The 18,322-nt window shown below is 69.0% G+C and carries 14 protein-coding genes; 6 read left to right on the forward strand and 8 right to left on the reverse strand.

Going from position 1 to position 18,322, the window contains the following annotated elements; all coding sequences use genetic code 11:
* Positions 1-16 precede the first annotated feature (16 nt).
* Complete coding sequence (locus PV396_RS03290; protein ID WP_319200044.1) at positions 17-1,519, forward strand: amino acid permease; 1,503 nt, start codon at positions 17-19, stop codon at positions 1,517-1,519.
* 49 nt (positions 1,520-1,568) lie between these two features.
* Here the strand turns inward: PV396_RS03290 and PV396_RS03295 are convergent, their stop codons facing one another.
* Positions 1,569-1,946 (reverse strand): NTP pyrophosphohydrolase, encoded by a 378-nt coding sequence (locus PV396_RS03295; RefSeq protein ID WP_319200045.1) that lies wholly within the window; start codon positions 1,944-1,946, stop codon positions 1,569-1,571.
* Between the two features lie 92 nt (positions 1,947-2,038).
* On the opposite strand from PV396_RS03295, the gene PV396_RS03300 reads away from it, so the two are divergent.
* Positions 2,039-3,109 carry a hypothetical protein gene (locus tag PV396_RS03300; RefSeq protein WP_319200046.1) on the forward strand — a complete coding sequence of 357 codons (1,071 nt, stop codon included), beginning with the start codon at positions 2,039-2,041 and terminating at the stop codon, positions 3,107-3,109.
* 246 nt (positions 3,110-3,355) lie between these two features.
* Here the strand turns inward: PV396_RS03300 and PV396_RS03305 are convergent, their stop codons facing one another.
* The 4 genes from PV396_RS03305 to PV396_RS03320 form a co-directional block, all read right to left on the reverse strand.
* Positions 3,356-5,482 carry a 3-hydroxyacyl-CoA dehydrogenase NAD-binding domain-containing protein gene (locus PV396_RS03305; protein WP_319200047.1) on the reverse strand — a complete coding sequence of 709 codons (2,127 nt, stop codon included), beginning with the start codon at positions 5,480-5,482 and terminating at the stop codon, positions 3,356-3,358.
* Positions 5,479-6,705, reverse strand: a complete 1,227-nt coding sequence (locus PV396_RS03310) for an acetyl-CoA C-acyltransferase (protein WP_319200048.1) — start codon at positions 6,703-6,705, stop codon at positions 5,479-5,481. The genes PV396_RS03305 and PV396_RS03310 overlap by 4 nt, the downstream gene beginning before the upstream one ends.
* Positions 6,706-6,938: 233 nt before the next feature.
* The gene (locus PV396_RS03315) at positions 6,939-7,976 is read right to left on the reverse strand and encodes a LacI family DNA-binding transcriptional regulator (protein ID WP_319200049.1); all 1,038 of its coding nucleotides are present in this window, start codon (positions 7,974-7,976) and stop codon (positions 6,939-6,941) included.
* The gene (locus PV396_RS03320) at positions 7,976-10,399 is read right to left on the reverse strand and encodes a glycosyl hydrolase 2 galactose-binding domain-containing protein (protein WP_319200050.1); all 2,424 of its coding nucleotides are present in this window, start codon (positions 10,397-10,399) and stop codon (positions 7,976-7,978) included. The genes PV396_RS03315 and PV396_RS03320 overlap by 1 nt, the downstream gene beginning before the upstream one ends.
* A 158-nt stretch (positions 10,400-10,557) precedes the next feature.
* Between PV396_RS03320 and PV396_RS03325 the strand changes: the two genes are divergently transcribed.
* The 3 genes from PV396_RS03325 to PV396_RS03335 are packed head-to-tail and all read left to right on the forward strand — an operon-like array spanning position 10,558 to position 13,669.
* Positions 10,558-11,871: an ABC transporter substrate-binding protein gene (locus PV396_RS03325; RefSeq protein WP_319200051.1), complete on the forward strand. Its 1,314-nt coding sequence runs from the start codon at positions 10,558-10,560 to the stop codon at positions 11,869-11,871.
* On the forward strand, positions 11,868-12,842 hold the full coding sequence (locus PV396_RS03330) for a sugar ABC transporter permease (RefSeq protein ID WP_319200052.1): 975 nt from the start codon (positions 11,868-11,870) through the stop codon (positions 12,840-12,842). Before PV396_RS03325 ends, PV396_RS03330 begins: the two co-directional genes overlap by 4 nt.
* Entirely contained in the window at positions 12,839-13,669 is an 831-nt protein-coding gene (locus PV396_RS03335) for a carbohydrate ABC transporter permease (protein ID WP_319200053.1), read from the forward strand. Before PV396_RS03330 ends, PV396_RS03335 begins: the two co-directional genes overlap by 4 nt.
* 377 nt (positions 13,670-14,046) lie before the next feature.
* On the opposite strand, the gene PV396_RS03340 is transcribed toward PV396_RS03335, so the two are convergent.
* The 3 genes from PV396_RS03340 to PV396_RS03350 all read right to left on the reverse strand — a co-directional run bounded on the left by PV396_RS03340 (position 14,047) and on the right by PV396_RS03350 (position 17,095).
* A complete protein-coding gene (locus PV396_RS03340) occupies positions 14,047-15,336 on the reverse strand; it encodes a ribonuclease D (protein ID WP_319200054.1) in 1,290 nt (429 codons plus the stop codon).
* Positions 15,337-15,470: 134 nt separating this feature from the next.
* The gene (locus PV396_RS03345) at positions 15,471-16,130 is read right to left on the reverse strand and encodes a response regulator transcription factor (RefSeq protein ID WP_319200055.1); all 660 of its coding nucleotides are present in this window, start codon (positions 16,128-16,130) and stop codon (positions 15,471-15,473) included.
* Between the two features lie 299 nt (positions 16,131-16,429).
* Entirely contained in the window at positions 16,430-17,095 is a 666-nt protein-coding gene (locus tag PV396_RS03350; RefSeq protein ID WP_319200056.1) for a DUF3000 domain-containing protein, read from the reverse strand.
* A gap of 129 nt (positions 17,096-17,224) precedes the next feature.
* On the opposite strand from PV396_RS03350, the gene hemE reads away from it, so the two are divergent.
* The gene (gene hemE / locus PV396_RS03355) at positions 17,225-18,319 is read left to right on the forward strand and encodes a uroporphyrinogen decarboxylase (RefSeq protein ID WP_319200057.1); all 1,095 of its coding nucleotides are present in this window, start codon (positions 17,225-17,227) and stop codon (positions 18,317-18,319) included.
* The last annotated feature ends 3 nt before the right edge of the window (positions 18,320-18,322 follow it).

The following is an 18,322-nucleotide window of genomic DNA, read 5'->3' on the forward strand; positions in this document are numbered from 1 at the left end:
CGTGGGAGGTACACCCGTGAGCAGCACCGTCTTCAGAACGAAGAAGGTCGAACAATCCATCCGTGACACCGAGGAACCGGAGCACGCGCTCAAAAAATCCCTGTCCGCGCTGGACCTGACGGTCTTCGGCGTCGGCGTCATCATCGGCACCGGGATCTTCGTCTACACAGGCTCGGTGGCCAAGCTGAGCTCCGGCCCGGCGATCTCCCTGTCGTTCGTCGTGGCGGGTGTCGTCTGTGCCCTCGCCGCCCTCTGCTACGCGGAGTTCGCTTCCACGGTCCCCGTGGCGGGATCCGCGTACACCTTCTCGTACGCCTCGATCGGTGAGCTGCCCGCCTGGATCATCGGCTGGGACCTGGTCCTGGAGTTCGCGCTGGGCACGGCTGTGGTCGCGGTGGGCTGGTCCGGCTACTTCCGGTCGTTCCTGGACAACAACCTGGGCTGGCAGGTCCCCGAGGTGCTCGGTGGCCGGGACGGTGCGTCGGGCTTCGGCTTCGACCTTTTCGCCGCGCTTCTGGTCCTGGCACTCACCTGTGTGCTCGTCCTCGGCATGAAGTTGTCGGCGCGGGTCACCACGGTGGTCGTGGCGATCAAGGTGACCGTCGTGCTCATCGTGATCATCGCCGGGGCGTTCATCGTCAAGTCCGCCAACTACGACCCGTTCATCCCTCCCGCCGAGTCCGTGCCGGCCGGCAGCAGTCTCAAGGCCCCGATGATTCAGTTGATCTTCGGCTGGGCGCCGTCCAACTTCGGTGTGATGGGCATTTTCACCGGCGCCTCGATCGTGTTCTTCGCCTTCATCGGCTTCGACGTGGTGGCCACGGCCGCCGAGGAGACCCGCAACCCGCAGCGCGACATGCCCCGGGGCATCCTTGGTTCCCTCCTGATCTGCACCACCCTGTACGTCGCGGTCTCGATCGTCGTCACCGGCATGCTGAAGTACACGAAGCTGTCCGTGACCGCCCCGCTCGCGGAGGCCTTCAAGTCCACGGGACACCCCTGGTTCGCGGGTGTGATCAGCTTCGGTGCCACGATCGGACTCATCACCGTCTGTATGATCCTGCTTCTCGGTCAGACCCGCGTGTTCTTCGCGATGAGCCGTGACGGGCTGCTGCCGCGGTTCTTCTCGCACACCCACCCGCGCTTCAGGACGCCCTACCGGCCGACCATCCTGCTCGGCGTGGTCATCGCGATCGTCGCGGGTTTCACCAGTCTCGAGACGCTCGGCGAACTGGTGAACATCGGCACGCTGTTCGCCTTCATCATCGTCGCGATCAGCGTCGTCATCCTCCGCAGGACCCGCCCCGACCTGCACCGGTCCTTCCGTACCCCCTGGGTGCCGGTCCTGCCGATCCTGTCGGTACTGGCCTCGCTGTGGCTGATGCTCAACCTGCCCACGGAGACCTGGCTGCGGTTCGGCATCTGGATGGCCATCGGGTTCGGCGTGTACTTCCTCTACGGCCGGTCCCACAGCCGCCTCGGCCGCGAGGAGGAGGCGGCGACGTCCGGCACCAACTGACCCCGCTCTTCAGTTGAGTTGACCATCGGACCCCGTACGGTACGGCGGCCTAACCGCCCCTTACCGTACGGGGCCCGGTGCACTCGGCGCCCAACTCGCCGACCCTCCGCCGCAGTTCACGATCGGCGGTGACGACGAGAACGTCCCGGTCCCCGGCCTCGGCGACCAGCTCGACCATCCGGTCGTCCCCGCTGCCGGGCGCCGGCACGACCCGTACGCCCGCGACCGACGTCACTCCACGGGCGGCGCCCTCGACCACCAGGACGATCTCCAACGGCCCCGCGCGGCCCGGCAGTCCGCCCTCCGCGTACGCCACCAACCGGTCCCGCAGGCGTTCGGCGGCCCTGTGCCGGTCCCGCCACCAGCCGTCGGGAACCGAGCCGACGACATTCGCGCCGTCGACGATCACAAGCAGCGGGGCATCCATGGGTTCAGGGTCGCACGCGGCACCGGAATCGCAGGTACCGGATAAGGGGGCCTGGGGGCGCGACGAAGGTAAGAGCACACTAAAGTAGTCCAGTGCCCATTGTTCCTCCTTCCGCCAACGCGGCCGCGGGGCGCCCCGAATCGGTCAACGGTGACTGGCTCATACGGGGTCGCGACGGCCGGCTGAGTACGTACGACGCCGTGGGAGACGAGATCGTCTGCCGCGCGGAGTCCCGGCCCGGCGGGCCCTGGCTCCCACCCCGGCGCATCGGCGGCGACCTGCGTGTGCATGCCATGCTCGGTGTCGGCCAAGGCGCCGACCGGTACGCCCACTTGGCGACATGGCGGCCCACGGTGCAGGGCGAGGCGGGCCTCGTCCACACCACGCACTTCCGGCCCGCCCTCGCCGCCCTCGACTGGACGCGCCTGGGACACCCGAACCAGAAGGGCGACTGGACCGGCGTACCGGCGGTCGCCGTCGACGCGGAGGGGCGCGCCCATGTGTTCGTACGGAACGCCGTGGGCGGTGTCAGCATGCGCGGCCAGAAGGAGAAGGGCGGCTGGGGCCCCTGGCGGGACCTCAAGGGCGAGGACGTGGAAGAGCAGTTGTCGGCTGTCACGCGTGCCTCCGGACGCGTCGAGCTGTACGGCAACTCGCCGCACGGCATCCTGCGCTGGACGCAGCGCGGGCCCGGCCACATCCCGGAGCTCGACGAGGCCCCGCTGAAGGCGTCGGCCCGTCCGGGCAGCCTGCGGGCGCTCGCCACGTCCGAGGAGCACGTGAGCCTCTTCTACCTGGACGAGGCGGACACGGTCTGCGTGTGGCGTGCGGGCAGCGAACCGATCGAGCTGTTGCCGGGCGCGGGTCCCGGGCCGGTCTCGGTGATCCGCTGCACGCTGGACGGGGTCGACTGCACGGTGCTGGCCCAGCGTTCGGCGAGTGGGCGGGTGGCCTTCGCCGCGTATCCCACCGAGCAGGAGTCGGCGGGGGCGTGGTGGACCGAGTCGGGCCCTCAACTGCCGCTGGACGCAAGGGTGTCCCTGTCGGAGGACGCGGACGGCAAGGTGGTCGCGGCGACGACGTCACCGGGCGCGGAAAACCTGAGGGTGTCCCGCCGAAAGAACGAGCCGGGGCTGGCACTGGAGGCGTGGGAGGCGGTGTAGGGCCCGGATTTCCTTCGCCCCCGCCGCCCCTACCCGTCCCATCCTCGGGGGCGCTGCCCCCGAACCCCCGCTGCGTATTCAGCCCGTCCGGCGTTTGAGGACGAGGCCCGTTCAGGGCCGTAGGGGGGTCTGGGGGCGCAGCCCCCAGGAAGGGATGGGACGGGTAGGGGCGGCGGGGGCGAGAAACCAAGTGCCCCGCACACCGCGAAGCGGCATGCAGGGCACTCAGCGCGATCAACTCACCCGTCACACCGGGACAGAAGCCACCCCAGCCTCCAGGAACCGCTTCCCGTTCACCCGCTCGGAAACCCCCTCACGGTCCAGGTAAGGCGTAACCCCACCCAGGTGGAACGGCCACCCCGCCCCCGTGATCAGGCACAGGTCGATGTCCTGCGCCTCAGCCACGACACCCTCCTCGAGCATGAGCCCGATCTCCTGCGCGACAGCGTCGAGCACCCGGTCCCGAACCTGCTCCTCGCTCAGGGAAACATCCCCCTGCTTCAGCAGCGCGGCGACCTCGGGGTCCAACTCGGGCTTCCCGCTGTCGTACACATAGAACCCCCTCTTGCCCGCCTTGACGACCGCGGCGAGGTTCGGGGAGACCGTGAAGCGGTCCGGGAACGCCCGGTTGAGCGTCTCCGAGACGTGCAGCCCGATCGCAGGACCGACCAGCTCCAGCAGCACCAGCGGAGACATCGGCAGCCCCAGCGGCTCCACCGCCTTCTCCGCGACCTCGACCGACGTACCCTCGTCGATCACGTTCTGGATCTCGCCCATGAAGCGGGTAAGGATACGGTTCACGACGAACGCCGGGGCGTCCTTCACGAGCACCGCGGTCTTCTTCAGCTTCTTGGCGACACCGAACGCCGTGGCGAGCGAGGCGTCGTCCGTCTTCTCGCCGCGCACGATCTCCAGGAGCGGCAGGATCGCGACCGGGTTGAAGAAGTGGAAGCCCACGACCCGCTCGGGGTTCTTCAGCTTCGACGCCATCTCGGTGACGGACAGCGACGAGGTGTTGGTGGCGAGGATCGCGTGCGCCGGGGCGACCGCCTCGACCTCCGCGAACACCTGCTGCTTGACGCCGATCTCCTCGAAGACGGCCTCGATGATGAAGTCGGCGTCGGAGAAGCCCTCCGCCTTGTCCAGCACACCGGTGACCAGGGCCTTGAGGCGGTTGGCCTTGTCCTGGTTGATACGGCCCTTGCCGAGCAGCTTGTCGATCTCGGCGTGGACGTAGCCCACCCCCTTGTCGACGCGCTCCTGGTCGATGTCGGTCAGCACGACCGGCACCTCGAGGCGGCGCAGGAAGAGCAGGGCGAGCTGAGAGGCCATCAGACCTGCACCGACCACGCCGACCTTGGTGACCGGACGGGCCAGCGACTTGTCCGGCGCGCCGGCCGGCCGCTTGCCACGCTTCTGGACGAGGTTGAACGCGTAGATGCCGGACCGGAGTTCGCCGCCCATGATCAGGTCGGCGAGGGCCACGTCCTCGGCGTCGTACCCCTGCTGAAGGTCGCCGTTCTTGGCCGCGGCGATGATGTCGAGGGCGCGGTACGCGGCCGGGGCCGCCCCGTGCACCTTGCTGTCCGCGATGAACCGGCCCCGGGCGACGGCCTGGTCCCAGGCCTCACCGCGGTCGACGGCCGGACGCTCGACCTTGATGTCGCCCTTGATGACGGACGCCGTCCAGATGAGCGACTGCTCCAGGAAGTCCGCGCCCTCGAACAGCGCGTCCGCGATGCCCAGGTCGAGGACCTGCTGCCCCTTGAGCTGCTTGTTCTGGTTGAGCGAGTTCTCGATGATCACGCTCACCGCGCGGTCCGCGCCGATCAGGTTCGGCAGGATCGTGCAGCCGCCCCAGCCCGGTACGAGGCCGAGGAAGACCTCGGGGAGGGAGAAAGCCGCGATGGACTTCGACACGGTCCGGTACTCGCAGTGCAGACCGACCTCGACGCCACCGCCCATGGCGGCACCGTTGTAGTAGCCGAAGGTCGGGACGGCGAGCCCGGCGAGCCGCTTGAAGACCTCGTGGCCGCCCTTGCCGATGGCGAGCGCGTCGTCGTGGTTCTTCAGGAGCTCGACGCCCTTGAGGTCCGCGCCGACGGCGAAGATGAACGGCTTGCCGGTGATGCCGACACCGACGATCTCGCCGGCCGACGCCTCCTTCTCGACCTGGTCGATGGCGATGCTCAGGTTCGCCAGCGAGGCCGGGCCGAAGGTGGTCGGCTTGGTGTGGTCGAAGCCGTTGTCGAGGGTGATCAGCGCGAAACGCCCGGCGCCGAACGGCAGGTCGAGGTGGCGTACGTGCGCGGACGTCACGACCTCGTCGGGGAACAACTCGGCCGCGCCCTTGAGGAGTTCGGTGGTGCTCACTTGTCGCCTCCGGCGTCCTTGTGGTGCGGGTTCTCCCAGATGACGGTCGCGCCCATGCCGAAGCCGACGCACATGGTGGTGAGGCCGTAACGGACCTCCGGCTGCTCCTCGAACTGACGGGCGAGCTGCGTCATCAGACGCACACCCGAGGAGGCGAGCGGGTGACCGAAGGCGATGGCACCGCCGTACTGGTTCACGCGCGCGTCGTCGTCCGCGATGCCGTAGTGGTCGAGGAAGGCGAGGACCTGGATGGCGAAGGCCTCGTTGATCTCGAACAGACCGATGTCACCGATGCCGAGACCCGCCTTGGCGAGGGCCTTCTCGGTCGCCGGGATCGGCCCGTAGCCCATGACCTCGGGCTCGACGCCGACGAAGGCGTACGAGACGAGGCGCATCTTGACGGGCAGGTTGTTCTCGCGTGCGAAGTCCTCGGACGCGATGATCGACGCGGTGGCGCCGTCGTTGAGACCGGCCGCGTTACCGGCGGTGACCCGCCCGTGCACCCGGAACGGCGTCTTGAGGTTCGCCAGGTTCTCCAGCGTGGTCCCCGGCCGCATCGGCTCGTCGGCGGTCACCAGACCCCAGCCGGTCTCGCCGACCTGGTCGTTGGTGTTGCGCACCGAGATCGGCACCAGGTCCTGCTGGATCTTGCCGTTGGCGTACGCCTTGGCGGCCTTCTCCTGCGAGCGCACGGCGTACTCGTCGGTGCGCTGCTTGGTGATGTGCGGGTAACGGTCGTGCAGGTTCTCGGCGGTCATGCCCATGAACAGGGCCGACTCGTCGACGAGCTTCTCGCTCACGAACCGCGGGTTCGGGTCGACGCCCTCGCCCATGGGGTGACGGCCCATGTGCTCGACGCCACCGGCGATGACGGCGTCGTAGGCGCCGAAGGCGATCGAACCGGCGGTGGTGGTGACGGCGGTCAGCGCGCCGGCACACATACGGTCGATGGAGTAGCCCGGGACGGACTGCGGCAGACCGGCGAGGATACCGGCCGTACGGCCGAGAGTCAGGCCCTGGTCGCCGATCTGTGTGGTCGCGGCGATGGCGACCTCGTCGATCTTCTTCGGGTCGAGACTCGGGTTGCGGCGCAGCAGCTCCCGGATCGCCTTGACGACGAGGTCGTCGGCGCGGGTCTCGTGGTAGATGCCCTTCGGGCCCGCCTTGCCGAACGGGGTGCGGACGCCGTCGACGAAGACGACGTCCCTGACGGTACGAGGCACGATGGCTCTCCTCCAGAGGTGCGGGACGGCACTGCTGCGATACGCAACCGCTGAGCGGGCGCTCAGCCCCATGCTACTTACGAGTAACCGTACTGCACACCCCTGAGCACCAGAGCGGCGAACGTCACACAGCCTCCGCATGTTACCCCCGGTTACATGCACCCACCTCGGGGGCGCGGGGAACTGCGCGACCAGCCACAACGAGCCCGCAGCCGCAAACCAAAAGAAAGCCGCTACCCCTTGGGCGGAGCAGTGGACCCCCGCGGGGTCAACACGGGCGTAGCCACCGGATGAGACCCACCCCCACCCCCACCGATCACCTCGAACAACGTCCGAGCCACATCCGCCCCGAACCCATGCACGTCGTGACTCATCGCGGACAACGTAGGCCGAGTCAACCTGCACAGCTGCGAGTCGTCCCAGGCCAGCAACGACACATCGCCCGGCACCCCGAGCCCCATCTCCGCGGCCACGGACAGACTCGCCACGGCCATGATGTCGTTGTCGTACAGGATCGCCGTGGGCCGGTCCGCCGCCGAGGCGGACAGCAGCGACCTGGTCGCCCGCGCCCCCGCGTCACCGGAGTAGTCGGTCGCCATCTGCGACGCCCCGGCCAGCCCGAGTTCCCGCGCGGCCTCGTCGAAGGCCGCCGTACGGATGTTCGTGTGCCCGAGTGCCGCAGCGCCCCCCACCCGGGCGATCCGCCGATGCCCGAGCGCCGCGAGATAGCGCACCGCCTCCGTCACGGCCGTCGCGTCGTCGGTCCACACGGAGGTGAGCGTGCCGGTGAGCGACGGATGCCCGACCGCGACGGCGGGCATCCCGAGCCGCTCGACGGCCGGCACCCGGGGATCGTCGGCCCGCAGGTCCACCAGGATCGCCCCGCCGATCAGCCGCCCCTTCCACCAGGACTCCTGTAGCCCGACCTCCTCCTCCAGGGACCGTACGAGCCTGAGCAGCAGCGAGCACGAATGCTCGGTCAGGACGCTCTCCACGCCCGAGATGAAGTCCATGTAGAACGGCTCGAGCCCGAGCAGCCGGGCCGGCCGGCAGATCGCCAGCCCCACCACGTCCACCCGGGCCCCGGCCAGCGACCGCGCGGTGAGGTTCGGCTCCCAGCCCAGCTCACGGGCGGCGGCGAAGATCCGGTCCCGGGTCGCCTCGGCGAGTCCCGGCTTGTGGTTGAAGGCGAGGGACACGGCCCCCTTGGACACACCGGCGCGCGCGGCGACGTCCTTGATGGTGACGCGGGGGGTCGGCAATGCCGTCATCAGGCGGGCTCCACGCAGTACAGGGCCGATCGGGCGGTCTCGGCATCCGGAGTCTTCCAGCCATGCACCCCGATGGTCACCTGTTCTCCGGGCAACAGGGTCACCAGCCCACGATCGGCCCGCGCTCCCGGCTCCAGCCGGTCCGCCTGCAGCAGCAGATCCCGTACGAGGGTACGAGCCGTGACGGTGACCGTCCCCGTAGCCACACTCACGTCGAACTCCGGCCGGGGGTAAGGGATTTCGCGGTCCGGCACCGGAAAGTACAGCGCCCGCAGCACCTCGTGGTCCGGGCGCTTCCCGTACGCCTTGGCGTCCGCGACCAGGAACTCCTTGGCCCCCGCCGGCACGAGTTCACCCGGCACCCGCACCTCGGCGACGGCCCGCCGGTCCGCCGCGAACCCGACCCGCACCGACGCACCGACCACACCGCCGTCCACGGACACCCGCCGCAGCTCCACCGTCCCCGACCACCGCTCCGCAGCCTGGTTGACGACGGCCAACACCACGCCCTCACCCCGGACTTGCAGGCTGAGCAGCCGGTCCGCGTACAGTCGCCGCAGCTCGTGGTAGAGCGGCTTCTCGCGCCCGTCCCCGTCGATCGCCGCCCAGGACGTCACCGGCCAGCAGTCGTTGAGCTGCCACACGATGGTCCCCGCGCACACCGGCCAGTTCGCCCGCCAGTGCTCGATCCCGGCGGCGACGGCACGGGCCTGGTTGACCTGGGTGAGGTAGTGCCAGCGGTCGAAGTCCCCCTGAGGCAGGGGGAAATGCCGGGCGAGGCCACGCTCCAGCTTCCCGTTCCCGTCGTCGGCCTTCTGGTGATGCAGCATCCCGGGGGAGTCGGAGGCGAGCCGCTCACCCGGCAGCGCGCGCCGCAGAGTGGCGTACGCGGGCGGGGCCTGCCAGCCGAACTCGGCCACGAAACGCGGGACTTCGAGCCGGTAGTCGGCGTAGTCCTCCCGGTTCCACACCTCCCACGAGTGGTGCGTGCCGTGCGCCGGATCGTTCGGGTGCCGCTCCCAGGACCCGGACCAGGGACTGCCCGCCGTGTAGGGCCGCGTAGGGTCCAACTCGGCCACCACGCGCGGCAGTACACCCAGGTAGTACCCCTCGCCCCACGACTCCCCGGCGAGCGCCCGCTCCCAACCCCAGTCCCTGAACCCCCACAGGTTCTCGTTGTTGCCGTTCCACAGCACGAGCGAGGGATGCGGCATCAGCCGTACGACGTTCTCCCGGGCCTCCGCCTCGATCTCGCCCCGCAGCGGCTGCTCCTCGGGATAGGCGGCGCACGCGAACGGGAAGTCCTGCCAGACCAGCAGCCCCAACTCGTCGCAGACGTCGTAGAAGTCCTCGCTCTCGTAGATCCCGCCGCCCCACACCCGTACGAGATCCACACCGGCGTCGGCCGCCTGCGCCAGCCGCCTCCGGCACCGCTCCGGTGTGATCCGGGACGGGAACACGTCGTCCGGGATCCAGTTGACCCCCCGCGCGAACAGCCGCTCCCCGTTGACGACCAGGGTGAACCCGGTCCCGTGGGCATCGGCGGACGTGTCGAGCCCGACGGTCCGGAACCCGATGCGCCGCCGCCAGCCGTCCAGCTCGACATCGTCATGACGAAGCGTCAGTTCGACGTCGTACAGCGCTTGGTGACCGTATCCGCGCGGCCACCACAGCTCCACGTCGGGCACTTCGAGCCGTACGACACCGCTGGTCCCGTCGACCGTGCCCCGCGCCAGCACCTCACCGTCGCGCGAGAGACCGCGACTTCTCACCCGCGCCTCCAGGGTGAGCCCGGCCTCGACTCTGGTGCGCTCGACCTCGACCGACAACTGGACCTGTCCCAGGCCGTGTTCGTCGACCGTCACCTCGGGGCGCACCCGGGCGATCCGGGCCGTCGACCAGTGCTCCAGGCGTACCGGGCGCCAGATCCCGGCGGTGACGAGGGTCGGCCCCCAGTCCCAGCCGAAGGAGCAGGCCATCTTCCGGATGTACTGATAGGGCTCGGCATAGGCGCCGGGCCGCTCGCCCAGCCGCTCCCGCACGGCCTCCGCCTCGGCGTACGCGGAGGCGAACCGGACGGACAGCCGCCCTGTCATTCCGGTCACGTCGAACCGGTACGAGCGGTGCATGTTCCTCACCCGGCCGAGGAGTTGGCCGTCGAGCCGGATCTCGGCGGCGGTGTCGAGCCCGTCGAAGACGAGATCGGTCTGCTCCTGGACCGAGGGGGCCGCGAGCTGTGTCTCGTACGTCCACTCCCGGCGCCCCACCCACGCGACGTCCGTCTCGTTCCGGCCGATGAAGGGGTCCGGAATCACTCCGGCCGCCAGCAGGTCGGTGTGCACGCACCCGGGGACGGTGGCGGGCAGTTCGCCCCCCTCGTACCGCACGGTCCAGCCCTCGGTGAGTGGTGTGGCCTCCAGCATGCGCACTCCTAAACCGTTCCATTCCCGCGTTGGTGAAGCGCGGGAAAACCGGTGGCACCCTTGGCGAAATAGGGACTTTACCGGTTCAGTAAGTGGTGTCAGAGTGCCGAATCAGCCATCCCTGTAGTGCTCGTCCGTCCCGAACGGAGCTGATGCACATGAACCGCCGCACGATTCCCGCACTTCTCACCGCCGGTCTGCTGCTCTCCGCATGCACCGGAACCGGGGGAACATCGAAGGGCGCGGACGCCAAGGCACCTGACGACCCGTCAAAGGTGACCGGAACCATCAAGGTCCTCACCGTACGGACCGACCTCGTGCAGGACGGCACGCTGAAGAAGTACGCCGACGACTTCCGGAAGATCTACCCGAAGGTCAAGGTCGAGTTCGAGGGGCTCACCAACTACGAGGCCGAAGTCAAGATCCGTATGAACACGGAGAACTACGGCGATGTCCTGCTGATCCCCGCGGTGATCAAGAAGAGCGACTACCCGAAGTTCTTCGCCTCGCTGGGTACCGAGGCAGAGCGCGCCGAGAAGTACCGCTTCACCGGCTTCACCACCGTCGACGGCAAGGTCTACGGCCAGAGCCCGATCGGCGTGACCCCCGGCTTCGTCTACAACAAGAGAATCTGGCGGGAGGCCGGGATCACCGACTGGCCCACCACGCCCGCCGAGTTCATCACCGCCCTGAAGGCGATCAAGTCGAAGACGGACGCGGACCCGTACTACACCAACTTCGCCGCCCAGTGGCCGCTCACGTCCTGGACGTACGTCAACGGCTCGGTCGGCTGCGACACCGGGGCGACGACGAAACTGGTCAAGAGCGACCCCTGGGCCAAGGGCGCAGACCTGCGCGTGGGCGACACCCTGCTGTACGACATCGTGCACGAGAAACTCGCCGAGAAGGACCCCACGACCACCAACTGGGAGGCCTCCAAGTCCCGGTTGGCGAAGGGCGAGATCGCCACGCAGTGGCTCGGCACCTGGGCGATCATCCAGTTCCAGGACGCGGCCAAGAAGGCCGGCGTCGACCCCGCCGACATCGGGTTCATGCCCTTCCCGGCCCAGGTGGACGGCAAGTTCTGCGCGGTCGTCGGCCCCGACTACAACCAGGCCGTCAACGTCCACAGCAAGCACAAGGAGGCGGCCCGCGCCTGGATCGACTGGTTCACCGACAAGTCCGGTTACGGCGAGGACAACCTGGCCATCTCCCCGCTCAAGGACGCTCCGCTGCCCTCCGTGCTCCAGCCGTACGACGACGCCGGCGTGAAGTTCATCGAGGTCGACGACACCGCGGGCGCCCAGGTCAAGCTCATCGACACCGAGTCGGAGGTCGGCCTCTACGCCCCCGACTACCGCCAGGATCTCGTCGACCTGGCCCGCGGCGCCCGCAAGGGAAGCCTCGACGACTTCCTCGGGGACCTCGGCAAGCGCTGGACGGAGGCCCAGCGGTCCGTGGGGACGCAGTGACGGACACGACCGAGGCCGACATGGCGGGACGTAGGGCGGTGCGCCGGAAGGAACCGCCGCCCGGTCCCGCCACCGGCGCCCGACCCGGACCACCCCCGCCCAGGGCACGCCTGTGGCGGGGCGTGACCCCCTGGCTGTTCCTGATCGCCCCGCTCGCGCTGCTGCTGACCTTCACCTACGCGCCGATCATCAACATGATCGCGTACAGCTTCACCGACTGGGACGGCGTCAGCCCCGAACTGCACTACACGGGCGCCGAGAACTACACCGAACTCCTCACGCGCCCCGAGCTGTTCGAGGTGTTCTTCGTCAGCGGCTACTACCTGGCCGCCTCCGCGCTGCAGATCGTCGCCGCGCTCTACTTCGCGACGATCCTGAGCTTCAACGTCCGTTTCCGGAACTTCTTCAAGGGCGTGCTGTTCTTCCCGTACCTGATCAACGGGGTCGCGATCGGCTTCGTGTTCCTCTACTTCTTCCAGGACGGCGGCACCCTCGACTCGGTGCTCGGCGTGTTCGGTGTCCATACGGACCACGCCTGGCTGGGCACCCCGACGTCGGCGAACATCTCGCTCGCCGGCGTCTCGGTCTGGCGCTACATGGGCCTGAACTTCGTGCTGTTCCTGGGCGCGATCCAGTCCATCCCGGGGGAGTTGTACGAGGCCGCCGAACTCGACGGGGCGAACCGCTGGCACCAGTTCCGGTACATCATCGCGCCGGGTATCAAGCCGGTGCTGAGCCTGAGCGTGATCCTCTCCATCTCAGGCTCGCTGTCGGTCTTCGAGATCCCGTACATCATGACCGGCGGGGCGACCGGCACCGAGACCTTCGTCATCCAGACGGTGAAGCTGGCCTTCCAGTTCAACAAGACGGGGCTCGCCTCGGCGGCGGCCGTCGTACTCCTGCTGATCGTGCTCGCCGTGACCTGGGTGCAGCGGCGGCTCGTTCCGGACGACAGGGTGGATCTCGTATGACGCGCCGAGCGGTTGCCCGTACGTTCGTGTACCTGTCCCTGGTCCTCGCGGCGGTGGTCGTGCTGCTGCCGCTGGGCGTGATCGTCCTGACCTCGCTCAAGTCCGAGAAGGAGATGGCGGACGACAGCGGGGCGCTCTCGCTGCCGGGCGACCTCCTGAACTTCCACAACTACGTGACCGCGTTCCAGGACGGCGAGATGCTGTCCGCGTTCGCCAACACGGCCTTCATCCTGCTGTTCGCCGTCGCGGGAACCGTTCTCATCGGCTCGATGACGGCGTACGCGATCGACCGCTTCACCTTCCGCTTCCGCAAGCTGGTGATCGCGCTGTTCCTGGTGGCGACCCTGGTCCCGGGCGTCACCACGCAGGTGGCCACGTTCCAGATCGTCAACAGCTTCGGGATGTTCGACACCCTCTGGGCACCCATCGCGCTCTACATGGGCACGGACATCGTGTCGATCTACATCTTCCTGCAGTTCGTCCGCTCGATCCCGGTCTCCCTGGACGAGTCGGCACGCCTCGACGGGGCCAACGCCTTCACGATCTACCGGAAGATCATCTTTCCGCTGCTCAAGCCGGCGATCGCCACGGTGGTGATAGTGAAGGGGATCACCGTCTACAACGACTTCTACATCCCCTTCCTCTATATGCCGTCCGAAGATCTTGGCGTGATTTCGACGTCCCTTTTCCGCTTCAAGGGCCCGTTCGCCGCCCACTGGGAGACGATCTCGGCGGGCGCGGTCCTGGTCATCCTGCCGACGCTGATCGCTTTCCTGTCGTTGCAGCGCTTCATCTACAACGGCTTCATGAAGGGAGCGACCAAGTGACTCTTCAGGGGCGCGGGGCTGTGCCAACTTGTTGTATCCCCCAGAGGGGGTGCCCCCAGTCCCCGGCGTACTCGACCCCGGGTGGCGACACGCACCCTGTGCGTGGCCCGGGCCCGGGAGGCCCCCGCGGCCGGAGGCCGCTGTCAAACACAGCCCTCACGACCTGGCCAGTGGGTACGGCCAGAGGCGACGGGGAGGCCCTGAACCATCACTCCGGTGAAGCAGGGGCCCCGCACGCCGAACGCCGCACCCGCTGTCCCAGGTCGCACAACACGCTAACCCAAACAGCCCAAGGAGCCGCAAGCCACCACGAGGACGATCACACCATCGAGCTAATACGTCCTTGTGTGCACCCCTTGCCGAGCAGCTACCAACCCCTACGGCGCCTCGGCGGAAAGTGCCTCCACCAGAACCGGCGTGACCTGCTCCACCTGCCAGGCCCGAGCCCCGTATCCCGAAAGAGCCGCACCGACCGACTCCGCGTCCACCAGCTTGGGCGGCTCCCAGCACACCCTCCGCACCGTGTCCGGAGTGATCAGGTTCTCCTGCGGCATGTTCAACCGCTCGGCCAGCGCGGAGACCCCGGCCCGCGCGGCGGACAACCGGGCCGCCGCCACCGGGTCCTTGTCGGCCCAGGCCCGTGGCGGCGGCGGCCCGACCACGGGCTGCCCCGGCTGGGGCAACTGGGAGTCGGTGAGCACCTTGACGCGGTCCACCGCCGCCTGCCACTGCTCCAGTTGCCGTCGCCCCATCCGATGCCCGAACCCGGTCAGCGCGGCCAGCGCGTGCACATTGGCCGGTACGGCGAGCGCGGCCTCGACGATGGCCGCGTCCGACAGCACCTTGCCCGGCGACACGTCCCGGCGCTGCGCGATCCGGTCCCGCGTCTCCCACAGCTCCCGTACGACGGCGAGCTGTCGGCGCCGGCGCACCTTGTGCATGCCGGACGTGCGACGCCAGGGGTCCTTGCGGGGCTCCGGCGGGGGCGCCGAGGCGATCGCGTCGAACTCCTCGCGGGCCCACTCCAGCTTGCCCTGCCGGTCCAGCTCCTTCTCCAGCGCGTCCCGCAGGTCGACCAGGAGTTCGACGTCAAGCGCCGCGTACCGGAGCCAGGGTTCGGGCAGAGGCCGGGTCGACCAGTCGACCGCGGAGTGGCCCTTCTCGAGTACGAAACCGAGCACGCCCTCGACCATCGCGCCCAGGCCGACCCGGGGGAATCCGGCCAGCCGTCCGGCGAGTTCGGTGTCGAACAGGTGGGTGGGGATCATGCCTATCTCGCGGAGACAGGGCAGATCCTGGGTGGCGGCGTGCAGGACCCACTCCACGCCGTCGAGCGCCTCGCCCAGGCCCGAGAGGTCGGGGCAGGCGACGGGGTCGATGAGCGCGGTACCGGCGCCCTCGCGACGCAGCTGCACCAGATAGGCGCGCTGTCCGTAGCGGTAACCGGACGCGCGTTCGGCGTCGACGGCGACCGGGCCGGTGCCGGCGGCGAAGGCCGCGATCACCTCGGCGAGCGCGTTGTCGTCGGTGACGACAGGCGGAATTCCGTCACGGGGTTCGAGGAGGGGGATCGGCGCCGGAGCCTCAGAAGATCCGTTGTCGTCCGGAGGGGCGCCTCCGGTGGTTCGCAGTGAGCTGTCTGCTGCGGTCTCTTGGGCTTCGGTCACCTGTCAAGGGTATCTGTGTATGGACGGCGCCCGCCGACGGAACGTTCCGTCGACGGGCGCCTTGGGGTCGTAAACCGGTCACGTGTCACACGTGTCAGTGAATTATGTCGGTCATCTCGGTCGGTGATCAGTGATCAGTGGATGATCCCGGTCCGCAGAGCCACCGCGACCATCCCGGCGCGGTCGCCCGTGCCGAGCTTGCGGGCGATACGGGCGAGGTGGCTCTTGACGGTCAGTGCGGACAGGCCCATCGAGACGCCGATCGCCTTGTTCGACTGGCCCTCGGCGACCAGTCGCAGGACCTCGACCTCGCGGCCGGACAGTTCGCGGTAGCCGCCCGGGTGGCTCGGGGCACCCGGGGGGCGGCGGTGCATACGGGCGCCGGCACCGATGGGGGTGGCGCCGGGCCGGCCGGGGAGGCCGACGTTGTTGCGGGTACCGGTGACGACGTAACCCTTCACTCCGCCCGCGAGGGCGTTGCGCACGGCTCCGATGTCGTCGGCGGCGGACAGGGCCAGGCCGTTGGGCCAGCCCGCGGCACGGGTCTCGGACAGCAGGGTGAGCCCGCTGCCGTCGGGCAGGTGGACGTCGGCGACGCAGATGTCGCGGGGGTTGCCGATGCGGGGACGAGCCTCCGCGATGGACGAGGCCTCGATCACATCGCGCACACCGAGCGCCCACAGATGGCGGGTGACGGTGGAACGGACGCGGGGGTCGGCCACGACCACCATGGCGGTCGGCTTGTTCGGGCGGTAGGCGACCAGGCTTGCGGGCTGCTCAAGAAGAACGGACACCAGGCCTCCTGGAGTGCGGTGCTTTCAAGGTCACAGAGGTCTTCGGCATCAAACCTGTGCTCCTTTAGAGAAAGATCACGATCTGGTGAGTAACAATCCGTGCAATTCGGACACGCGATCGATCATCCGAAGATCGAACGGTTTCGCTCTGCGTCGATACGCGGCCGAAAGTGGCCGTATCGACAAAGAGCTACTAAAGGAACGCGTGGCGAGGCATGAAAACGGCGAACGGCCTTGCGGTCCCCGCACGGGGACCGCAAGGCCGTTCGCCGTTCAGTGCGAGCCAGGGGCAGAGCCCTCTAACGGGACTGGGGGCCCCGCCGCTGCGGCAGCGTCACCACCGACGCGTCTCCGGGGCCGGCCGGCGGCAGGCCCGCGATCTGGGCGAGCAGGTCGCACCAGGACGCCAGATGGGACGCGGTGTCCGGGACCCCGCCGAGGCTCTCCCGGGGCGTCCAGGAGGCGCGGATCTCGATCTGCGAGGCGGCCGGCCGCTCCGACATCCCACCGAAGTAGTGCGAACTCGCGCGCGTGACCGTGCCACTGGCCTCGCCGTACGACAGCCCGCGCGCCTGGAGCGCCCCAGTCAGCCAGGACCAGCACACGTCCGGCAGCAGCGGGTCGGCGGCCATCTCCGGCTCCAGTTCGGCGCGCACCAGTGTCACCAGCCGGAACGAGCCCTGCCAGGCGTCGTGCCCGGCCGGGTCGTGCAGCAGGACGAGCCGGCCGTCGGCCAGGTCCTCCTCGCCGTCTACGACGGCAGCCTCCAGGGCGTATGCGAACGGCGCCAGACGCTGGGGCGCCCGCGTCGGCTCGATCTCGATCTGCGGCCTCAGCCGCGCGGACCGCAACGCGTCGACGGCGGCCCGGAAGGGCAACGGTGCCGTGTCCGCATCCAGGTCCCCCTCCTTCGCGTCGTCCATTTCGCCAGCGCCGTCCGACAGTCGTCCCTGTGCCGCAGCCATGCGGGGAAGATTAAGGGGAACGGAGCCCCCGCGCGGGGAGAGACACCCGTGGGACGGACCACAGTCGGGCAAGAGCCGTCGGCAGGGCTGTTCGCGGGACTGTCGGTGGGGCGTGCGAGACTTCTGGTCGTGAGCGCGAACCAGAGCCCCGCGGGCCAGCAGCCGACAGCGACGTCCGCCGCCGTCAAGAACGACGCCGTGCAGGATTCCGCCTTCCTGAAGGCGTGCAGACGCGAGCCGGTGCCGCACACGCCCGTGTGGTTCATGCGTCAGGCCGGGCGCTCCCTGCCCGAGTACCGCAAGGTCCGCGAGGGCATCCCGATGCTGGAGTCCTGCACCCGCCCCGAGCTGGTCACCGAGATCACCCTCCAGCCGGTGCGCAGGCACAACGTGGACGCGGCGATCTACTTCAGCGACATCGTCGTCCCGCTCAAGGCCATCGGTGTCGACCTCGACATCAAGCCCGGCGTCGGCCCGGTCGTCGAGAAGCCGATCCGCACCCGCGCGGACCTCGCCCAGCTCCGCGACCTCACCCCCGAGGACGTCCCGTACGTCACCGAGGCCATCGGCCTGCTCACCCGCGAGCTCGGCGCCACCCCGCTCATCGGCTTCGCCGGTGCGCCCTTCACCCTCGCCAGCTACCTCGTCGAGGGCGGCCCGTCCCGGACGTACGAGAACGCCAAGGCGATCATGTACGGCGATCCGCAGCTCTGGGCCGACCTCCTCGACCGGCTCGCCGACATCACGGCGGCCTTCCTCAAGGTCCAGATCGAGGCCGGCGCCGCCGCCGTCCAGCTGTTCGACTCCTGGGCCGGCGCCCTCGCCCAGGCCGACTACCGCCGCTCGGTGCTCCCCGCCTCCCAGAAGGTCTTCAAGGCGGTCGAGGGGTACGGCGTGCCGCGCATCCACTTCGGTGTCGGCACCGGTGAGCTCCTCACCCCGATGAGCGAGGCCGGCGTGGATGTCATGGGCGTCGACTGGCGCGTCCCGCTCGACGAGGCCGCCCGCCGCGTCGGCCCCGGCAAGGCGCTCCAGGGCAACCTCGACCCGACGGTCCTGTTCGCCTCCACGGAGGCCGTCGAGGCGAAGACCCGCGAGGTCCTCGACTCCGCGAAGGGCCTTGAGGGCCACATCTTCAACCTCGGCCACGGCGTCATGCCGAACACACCCCCGGAGGCGCTGACCCGCCTCGTGGAGTACGTCCACACGAGCACCGCCCGCTGAGCC

It is taken from the genome of Streptomyces sp. ME02-8801-2C (genome assembly GCF_033793965.1).
In the GTDB taxonomy this organism is placed as follows: Bacteria; Actinomycetota; Actinomycetes; order Streptomycetales; family Streptomycetaceae; genus Streptomyces.

Coding starts and splice junctions, on each gene's coding strand:
- PV396_RS03295 (WP_319200045.1), bottom strand. CDS start 1,946: ATGGATGCCCCGCTGCTTGTGATCGTCGACGGCGCGAATGTCGTCGGC.
- PV396_RS03315 (WP_319200049.1), bottom strand. CDS start 7,976: ATGACGGCATTGCCGACCCCCCGCGTCACCATCAAGGACGTCGCCGCG.
- PV396_RS03320 (WP_319200050.1), bottom strand. CDS start 10,399: ATGCTGGAGGCCACACCACTCACCGAGGGCTGGACCGTGCGGTACGAG.
- PV396_RS03325 (WP_319200051.1), top strand. CDS start 10,558: ATGAACCGCCGCACGATTCCCGCACTTCTCACCGCCGGTCTGCTGCTC.
- PV396_RS03335 (WP_319200053.1), top strand. CDS start 12,839: ATGACGCGCCGAGCGGTTGCCCGTACGTTCGTGTACCTGTCCCTGGTC.
- PV396_RS03350 (WP_319200056.1), bottom strand. CDS start 17,095: ATGGCTGCGGCACAGGGACGACTGTCGGACGGCGCTGGCGAAATGGAC.